At 55.0% G+C, this 444-nt stretch carries 1 protein-coding gene and 1 pseudogene; one reads left to right on the top strand and one right to left on the bottom strand.

The genetic code is table 11. The annotated features are described in order from the left end of the window. Positions 1–175: pseudogene (locus tag L6D63_RS28460) on the bottom strand (DNA cytosine methyltransferase); the annotation flags it as partial. Positions 176–258: 83 nt separating this feature from the next. On the opposite strand from L6D63_RS28460, the gene L6D63_RS28455 reads away from it, so the two are divergent. Continuing rightward, positions 259–444 (top strand): hypothetical protein (locus L6D63_RS28455; protein ID WP_236170517.1); only part of this gene is annotated, 186 nt, incomplete at its 3' end.

The raw sequence follows: 444 nt of genomic DNA, 5'->3' as shown, positions 1-444 counted from the left end.
GGGCGCCGAGTTTGGTCATGTCACCGAGGTTCGGCGTGTTCGGGTAATGGTGAGCCAGCACCGCGCTGGGGAACGCTTCGATCTCGGCGAACCAGGTCGCACGCATGCCAAGCGGCTTCCATGCAAGAGTTGCCGCCTCGATGCCGGAGCAGACCGAGCCGTAAGTGATTTCCATAGGGGATCCTCGCCGGTTGGCGTGATTCGTAGAAGTGGGGTATTTGTGTTCGGCCCGGCATGGGGCTGGAGGAGCTTGAACTTATGGATGCAGCATCTTGGGCAAATTTAATTGCGAGCGTTGCTTTCTTGGTTGCGGTCGCGTCCGCGGTGTTTGCCTGGAAGTCAGCCCGAGAGGCTCGACAGGCAAACAAAATAAGCATTCACGAATATCAAAGAAAACTATATGAGGCTTTCACAGAAGCGTTTCATCTGGTTAAAGAGAATGGA

Origin of the sequence: Pseudomonas parakoreensis (genome assembly GCF_021602155.1) — a bacterium.
Classification (GTDB): Bacteria; Pseudomonadota; Gammaproteobacteria; order Pseudomonadales; family Pseudomonadaceae; genus Aquipseudomonas; species Aquipseudomonas parakoreensis.
Note: the sequence above shows the minus strand (reverse complement) of the source record. Positions and strands in the feature narration are given on the sequence as shown.